The organism is uncultured Sphingomonas sp., from assembly GCF_964237335.1.
Classification (GTDB): Bacteria; Pseudomonadota; Alphaproteobacteria; order Sphingomonadales; family Sphingomonadaceae; genus Sphingomonas.
In genome coordinates this window covers 1-6958 of record NZ_CAXSHM010000072.1, presented here as the reverse complement: position 1 = coordinate 6958, position 6958 = coordinate 1, and the positions used below count along the sequence as shown (strand labels likewise).

At 68.0% G+C, this 6958-nt stretch carries 6 protein-coding genes; 5 read left to right on the top strand and 1 reads right to left on the bottom strand.

Features of this window, described 5'->3' with window-relative positions:
* Positions 1 to 130 precede the first annotated feature (130 nt).
* Positions 131 to 898: an SDR family NAD(P)-dependent oxidoreductase gene (locus tag ACFE65_RS17220; RefSeq protein ID WP_375383587.1), complete on the bottom strand. Its 768-nt coding sequence runs from the start codon at positions 896 to 898 to the stop codon at positions 131 to 133.
* A 90-nt stretch (positions 899 to 988) separates the two neighbouring features.
* Here ACFE65_RS17220 and ACFE65_RS17215 point away from each other — a divergent pair, with 90 nt between their 5' ends.
* The 5 genes from ACFE65_RS17215 to ACFE65_RS17195 all read left to right on the top strand — a co-directional run bounded on the left by ACFE65_RS17215 (position 989) and on the right by ACFE65_RS17195 (position 6616).
* On the top strand, positions 989 to 1375 hold the full coding sequence (locus ACFE65_RS17215) for a winged helix-turn-helix transcriptional regulator (RefSeq protein ID WP_375383586.1): 387 nt from the start codon (positions 989 to 991) through the stop codon (positions 1373 to 1375).
* Positions 1376 to 1514: 139 nt separating this feature from the next.
* A complete protein-coding gene (locus ACFE65_RS17210) occupies positions 1515 to 2393 on the top strand; it encodes an alpha/beta hydrolase family protein (protein ID WP_375383585.1) in 879 nt (292 codons plus the stop codon).
* 202 nt (positions 2394 to 2595) lie between these two features.
* Entirely contained in the window at positions 2596 to 4101 is a 1506-nt protein-coding gene (locus ACFE65_RS17205; protein WP_375383584.1) for a S41 family peptidase, read from the top strand.
* Between the two features lie 161 nt (positions 4102 to 4262).
* The gene (locus ACFE65_RS17200) at positions 4263 to 5711 is read left to right on the top strand and encodes a L,D-transpeptidase family protein (RefSeq protein WP_375383583.1); all 1449 of its coding nucleotides are present in this window, start codon (positions 4263 to 4265) and stop codon (positions 5709 to 5711) included.
* Positions 5712 to 5725: 14 nt separating this feature from the next.
* Entirely contained in the window at positions 5726 to 6616 is an 891-nt protein-coding gene (locus ACFE65_RS17195) for an exonuclease domain-containing protein (RefSeq protein WP_375383582.1), read from the top strand.
* Positions 6617 to 6958: the final 342 nt, after the last annotated feature.

The following is a 6958-nucleotide window of genomic DNA, read 5'->3' as shown; positions in this document are numbered from 1 at the left end:
TGCGGTCGGTCGATGGCGGCTTCGACGATGTCCGCGACGTCTTGGCCGGCCGCTGCAGACGCAGAACCAGCTCGATCAGCTCCTCGCGGCTCAGGCGCTCGAGATCGGGACGACCCATGACCCCGTTGAATCAGCGATCTCGCCCAGCCGCAAGGGGGTGGGTAATTACGTCCGCGAACAGCTCGCTGCCGTTGACGAAGCTGCTTTCGTCCGACGCGAGGAACAACGCGGCGGCGGCGATCTCGTCCGGCCGTCCCATGCGGCCGAGCGGGGTCGCGGCTTCCATCGCCGCCACGAACTGCCGGTCCTGCTCCTCATTCGCCGCCAGGCCGTGCAGCCCAGGCGTCGACGTGGCGCCGGGCGCGAGCACGTTGACGCGAATGTGCCGGGGCGCGAGATCGAGAATCCAGCCGCGGGCGAAGTTGCGGACGGCGGCCTTGCTGGCGCCGTAGACGCTGAACGCCGGCGCACCCGTGATGCCCATGGTCGAGCCGGTCAGGATCACCGATGCGCCGTCGACGAGCAGCGGCAGCGCCTTCTGGACGGTGAACAGCGTGCCTTTCACGTTGGTGTCGAAGATACGATCGTAGTGCGCCTCCGTGATGTCCGCGAGGGCGGCGAAGTCGCCGCCTCCCGCATTGGCGAGCAGCACGTCGATGCGGCCAGCGTCGTCCCGCACGATCTCGTAGAGCCGATCGAGGTCCGCGAGGTCGGCGACATCGCCCCGAACACCGCGCGCATCGCCGCCCACCTCGGCCACCGCTGCGTCGAGCTCCGCCTGCCGGCGCCCGGTCATGAACAGGCGCGCGCCTTCCTGGGCGAAGCGCTTCGCGCACGCTAGGCCGATGCCGCTATTGGCGCCCGTGACCACTGCCACCTTGCCGTCGAGCCTGCCCATGTTCGTCTCCATCCGTTGTTCGAGGGGGACATGGGCCAGCGCTGCCGATCAGACTAGAACCTACCTGGAGGTAAGTGTAAGATCGATACGATGAATACCCCCGAACCCGTCTGCGGCCTCGACGTCGCGCTTGCCGTGATGGGCGGCAAGTGGAAGCCGTTGATCCTCTACCACCTCCAGGGCGGGCCTCGCCGGTTCGGCGAGCTGAAGCGTCGGGTGATGGGGATCAGCGAGAAGGTGCTGATCCAGCAGTTGCGCGAGCTGGTCGCGGCGGGCGTGCTCACCCGGCGCGACCACCAGCGGGTGCCGCCGATGGTGGACTATACGATGACGCCGTTCGGGCTCACGCTTGCCGCGGCGCTGATGCCGCTATGCGTATGGGGCAGCGAGCATCGCGCGGAGGTGGAACGCGCCGTCAACTCACCTTCGAGCGGTGACCAAACCGGCGCAGGACCAGTCGAGCAAGCACTTTCGTAACTCACGCGGGGCTTCGCGCCGCATCGGTGGACGCTATTCAGCTCCCATGGTGACTGAAAGCCTTCTTGGCCACGACGCCGAGTGACTGGTGCCGTCCGAGACTGTATGAGGAACTGACGGCCTTTCCGGATGCCCACGCATGATCAGCTTGCTTCTTGCCGCCATCGCCGTCCTTCAGAGCGCTGCGCCTCCCGCCGTGACGCAGGACATGCCGAGCGACCCTGCTCACCGGGCGGCGATGACGGCAGTGCCCATTCCAAGCGGCGGAACGGCGCTGAACACGGTGCTCTACGTTGCCGCCGGCGCGGCTCCGCATCCGACGGTGCTGCTGCTGCACGGCTTTCCCGGCAACGAGCAGAACCTGGATCTCGCCCAGGCGATGCGTCGGGCGGGATGGAATGTCCTGACGCTTCACTATCGCGGCTCCTGGGGCACGCCGGGCAGCTTCAGCTTCCATCACGTTCTTGAGGACGCCGACGCCGCGCTGGCCTGGCTTCGCAGCTCGGACGGACGGGCGGCCGGCGTCGATCCCGGCCATATCGTGGTCATCGGCCACAGCATGGGCGGCATGGCCACCGCCTATGAGGCCGGACACGACCGAGCGATCATCGGCGCGGGACTGATCTCGGCGGCGGGCATGAACCTGTTCACGGGACCTCGGGCAAAGATGATCAAGGCGCTGGGCGACGAATATGGCGCGGGCACGATGCACACCCTGGCCGGAACGTCTCCGGAGGCGCTGTACGATGAGGTGAAGGCCGATCCCAAGCCGTTCACGCTGAACACCTACGCCGCCGGAGCGGCGATGAAACCGATCCTGGTGGTCAGCTCCGACGATGGCCTCCAGCCGGTCGACGACGGCTTCGCCGCCGCCGTGACGGCATCGGGCGGGTCACCGCGACGGGCGCATCTGGCCACCGACCACAGCTATTCCGACAGGCGGATCGCTTTGGAGACGATCGTCATCGACTGGCTCGCCACGCTGCCCGGCGCACCGAAGCCGCTAGCGGGAAGTTGAACCGGCCGGGTCGACCCAGAATCAGACGTTCGCGTTCATTCTCGGCTTCGCAGCTTCTGCCATCCGTTCAGGCCGAAGTGCCACAGGCTTTACGCAACGACGGTGACCCGGAATAGCGGTGATCGGCCGAGGTCCGCGATGGACGGCATCTCGCCATCCGGCTTAGGTGTTGCACGGATCGCGATTGGCAGCGGAGCAGAGCATGCGAGAACTGGTTGCAGGAGCCGCGATGGCGCTGGCGATGGCGCTGGCTTGGGCGCTTCCCAGCGCCGCGCAGGACACGCCGGCGGCGACTGCGGCGCCGCGCGACTGGACGGCGACGCTCAGGGGCGACGCGCAGGCGTTCCACGACCGGATCGCGGCGGACCATCCCGGGCCCTACAACCGGCTCGACCCTGGCTTCACGCAGCGCAACGACCGGGCTTTCGCGGCCGTGCTCGCCCGTGCGGCGCAGGTGCGCGACTTTTCCGGCTACCTCTGGGCGATGCGCGGCTATGTCGCGAGCTTTGACGATGGCCACGTCCAGTTCGCGGCGATGAAGGATCTGCCCGCGCCGCCCGCGCTTTGGCCGGGTTTCCTGACCGGGATCGATGCCACGGGCCGGCAAGTGGTGATGACGCGCGCGCCCGACGCGCCGGTGCCGCTCGGTGCAGGGCTCGTGTCATGCGACGGTGTGGAGGCCGACCGGCTGCTGGCGACTGACGTCGGCGCGTTCTATGGCCGCTGGACGCTCGCCTCCCAGCGGATACGCCGGGCGGGGCTGTTGTTCGTCGACACGGGCAACCCGTTCATCAACCGGCCCGTGCGGTGCCGCTTCGCCGTCGAGGACAAGCCGGTCGAGGTGGTGCTGCAATGGCGGCCGCTCGACGAGGCTGAACGGTTGCGCCGCGTCGACGAGACCGCCCCGTCGGCCCATCTGGACCCCGGCGCCCGCACGCTCCCCGACGGCACGCGGTGGTTCGCGCTGCCGAGTTTCGACGGGGATCCCGAAGGCGATACCGCCAAGGCGCTCAACCCGATGATCGCGGCCATGCGCCGGGACCGCACGGCGCTGCTCGGCGCGCCACGGGTCGTCTTCGACCTGCGCGGCAACACCGGCGGCTCGTCGGACTGGTCGGCCGACATGGCCAGGGCGCTCTGGGGCGAGTCAGCGGTCAAGGCCGCCGATCTCGGCAAACCCTATGTCGAGTGGCGCGCGTCCGACGACAACATTGCGACGATCGCGAAGTACAAGGCGGAGTGGGAGAAGTCGCCGAACACGTCGCCCGACGCGCTACGCTGGGCGCGATCTTCGCTCGCGGGACTGACGGCCGCGCGCGATGCCGGCCAGCCGTTGTGGCGCGAGCCGGATGATCCCGCGGAGGTGAAGGAGACGTCCCGTCCGACGTCGGGCAGGACGACAGCGCCTGTCTACGTCCTGACCGACTGGAGCTGCGCGTCGGCGTGCCTCGACGCGGTTGACCTGTGGAAGGCGCTGGGCGGCATCGTCGTCGGGCGCGAGACCAGCGCCGATACCGACTATCTGGAGGTTGGCGGCGGCCCCCTCCCTAGCGGGCTGGCGATGGTCGGCGTGCCGATGAAGGTGTGGCGCGGGCGGCCCCGCGGTTCCAACGTGCCGCAGGCGCCGCGCTACCGCTTCGGCGGCGCGATGAGCGACACGTCGGCCCTGGAGCGCTGGGTCGCCTCGCTCCCGCACCAGGCTTCCTGAGGCCGCCGTTTCCGAGAGCGACGAAGGCGGGTTCGTCCTCTGAGTAGGGCGGTGCGTAGGCACTCGTGGACAACTGCGATGATAGCTTGCAGGGCGGCGAGCTGGCGCTTGTTCCTCGGAACTACCCGGTCCAGACGCGAGCGCATGAACCTTCTTCCGCGATGGGCAAGATGACCGGACAGCCGACCAGGTTGCTGCTCCTCGCCGTGGTGCCAGCGCTCCTGCTCGGCGGCGGATGGCTGTTCCTGCACAATCAGCCTGCAACTGGGTCAAGCCGTCCTGACGTCCCATCACCGATTGCTCCGTCGCCGCCGCGACCCGTTCCGCCGCCAGCATGGACCGCATCGCAGGTGGAGGATCTGCTAGGTGCCGTCGAGCAGGCGGATGCAGAGGGCCTGCGCGCGTCGGACTACCGGGTCGAGGCGCTTCGAGCGGCCGCCGGGCAGCGCCATCATGCGAGCATCGACGCGCTCGCCAACACGGCCGCGCTGGCGCTGGCGCATGATTTCGCCGCCGGCCGCGTGCGCAACCGGCACCGCTTTAACTGGTACATCGACTACGGCGGCCCGGGCACGGCCGAGCTGGAGCGCGGGATCATCGCGGCCCGAACACAGGGCAAGCTGAACGAGTGGCTGAACGGGCTGTTGCCGACCGCCCCGGCCTATCGCGCGCTGCGCGACGCGCTCGCGTCGACCGCGCCTGACGATCGGGACCGTCGCGATCGCATCCGCGCGAACATGGAGCGCTGGCGCTGGCTGCCCCGCGACTTCAGCAGCGCCGACCAGCTTTACGTGAATCTTCCCACCTATCGGCTTGACGTCGTGCAGCGTGGTCACACCATCGCCAGCTATCGGGCGGTGATCGGTGCGATCGACATGCCGACGCCGGCGCTGTCCGTGCCCGTCAGGCAGGTGATCGCCAATCCCGACTGGATTGTGCCCCAGAGCATCGTTCGCCGGTCACACCTGCGACCCGGCGCCTCCAGCAAGTACATCTTCACCACGCGCCCGGACGGGACGGTGCGGGTGCGCCAGAAGCCGGGGCCTGGCAACGCGCTCGGCCGGGTCAAGATCGTGTTCCCTAATCCGCTGGCGATTTATTTTCACGATACGCCGAGCAGGTCGCTGTTCGGCGCGAGCGAGCGGGCGTTCAGCCACGGCTGCGTCCGCGTGCAGAATATCGCAGCGCTTGCGGCGTCGCTCGTCGCCCGACCCGATCGGTTTGGCGACGCGCTGGCCGGCACGCAGACGCGCGGCTTCGCGCCGGCGCACGGCTGGCAGGCGAACATCGCGTACCTGACGCTGGTACCGGACGAGGCGGGGCGCCTCGTCGATGTCGGCGACCCTTACCGAATGGACGAGCTGCTGGCCGGCGCGCTCGACGGACGGGCGGCACCGGGCAAAGCACCAGCACCACTTGCACCGGCCGTACCGAAGTCGGCGACCGAGCCGCTGCCTGAGCCGCCGAGCGATCTCGGCCCGCGCAGCGATCCGGACGATGTTCTCATCAAATCGCCGGCCGTCGACCCGGCAGTGGCAACCCTGGAGAATGGCCCGTCGCCCGCTGCCGTCAGAACCGAAAATCCTAGCGTTGGACCTCGTCTGCCATAGTGTATGAACCTCCTATGTTCCGCGACGCCACCGCTGACGTTCCTGTCCAAGCTGCCCTGCCTGGGCCAGGTCGCGCCCCAGCTGATGGCCTCGACTTCGTCGTCATCGACGTCGAGACCGCCTGCTCGCGCGTCAGCAGCATATGCCAGATCGGCATTGTCGGCTTTCGCAGCGGCGTAGTCGTGCTCGAGTACGAGACCCTGCTCGACCCGCGCGATCACTTCAGCAGCTTCAATACCCGCATCCATGGCATCGCCGCGGACCATGTCGCGGGCAAGCCGTGCTTTGGCGACGTGCACCACGTCGTCGACGTCCACCTTGCCGGGCGAACCACGGTCGCGCATTCATATTTCGACAAGGGCGCGCTGGCGGCGGCATGCCGCGTGCACGATCGCAGGATGGTCGAGACGACTTGGCTCGACAGCGTTCGCGTCGCCAAGCGGGCCTGGCCGGAGCTTCCCAGCCACAAACTGAACGTGGTCTCGAAGCACCTCGGCATCCCGCTCCGGCACCACGACGCGCTGAGCGACGTTCGCGCCGCCGGTATGATCATCGTCAAGGCGATCGACCAGACCGGCATATCCCTCGCGGGATGGCTGGCGCCACCAGCCAGGCAGCGCGCCGCTCCAGCACCCTGCCCTGCACCGGATGGTCCGTTCAAGGGACATCGGGTCGCGATCGTCGGCCAGCCCCGGAACGGGCTTCTCGCCCGCCAGATCGCGGGCAGTGGCGGGCGCGTCGTCGCTGGCGTCGGCAATACGACCACAATCCTGGCGGTGATCGGCGACGAACCGTTCGGCTATGTGCGGTACGACGCGCAGTTCCGGAAAGCCGAGGAGCTACAGCGAACAGGCAGCGCGATCCGGATCATGTCGGAGCGTGAGATCGTGGAGCAGCTCGCCTAGCCCCTCGAGGTGCGCCTCACGAGAATAACGTCGAACCCGGATGTCTCGCTCGACCCAGATGCAGTCACTGGGAGTTGGTTTTTAGGATCCCACAATTTGCCGTTCGTTCAGCTCGAGCGGTCTTCGGGCGGCGGCCTATGAGATCGCCGCCAATACCTGTGGCTGCCGCTTCAGCTTCCAGCAAAGCTGAACCGACACCAAATGCGCGACAGGTCAAATCGTCAGGACGATCTTGCCGCCGCCGCCCTTCTCAAGTCGCTCGAGTGCGCTCCTGACCCCGCTGAGATGGTAATTACTCACCCCCTTGCGGATGAGCGCGATCGCTGATTCAGAGGGGTTATG

Excerpts from the sequence above, each read along its gene's own strand:
- ACFE65_RS17220 (WP_375383587.1), bottom strand. The coding sequence starts at position 898 with ATGGGCAGGCTCGACGGCAAGGTGGCAGTGGTCACGGGCGCCAATAGC.
- ACFE65_RS17215 (WP_375383586.1), top strand. The coding sequence starts at position 989 with ATGAATACCCCCGAACCCGTCTGCGGCCTCGACGTCGCGCTTGCCGTG.
- ACFE65_RS17210 (WP_375383585.1), top strand. The coding sequence starts at position 1,515 with ATGATCAGCTTGCTTCTTGCCGCCATCGCCGTCCTTCAGAGCGCTGCG.
- ACFE65_RS17205 (WP_375383584.1), top strand. The coding sequence starts at position 2,596 with ATGCGAGAACTGGTTGCAGGAGCCGCGATGGCGCTGGCGATGGCGCTG.
- ACFE65_RS17200 (WP_375383583.1), top strand. The coding sequence starts at position 4,263 with ATGGGCAAGATGACCGGACAGCCGACCAGGTTGCTGCTCCTCGCCGTG.
- ACFE65_RS17195 (WP_375383582.1), top strand. The coding sequence starts at position 5,726 with ATGTTCCGCGACGCCACCGCTGACGTTCCTGTCCAAGCTGCCCTGCCT.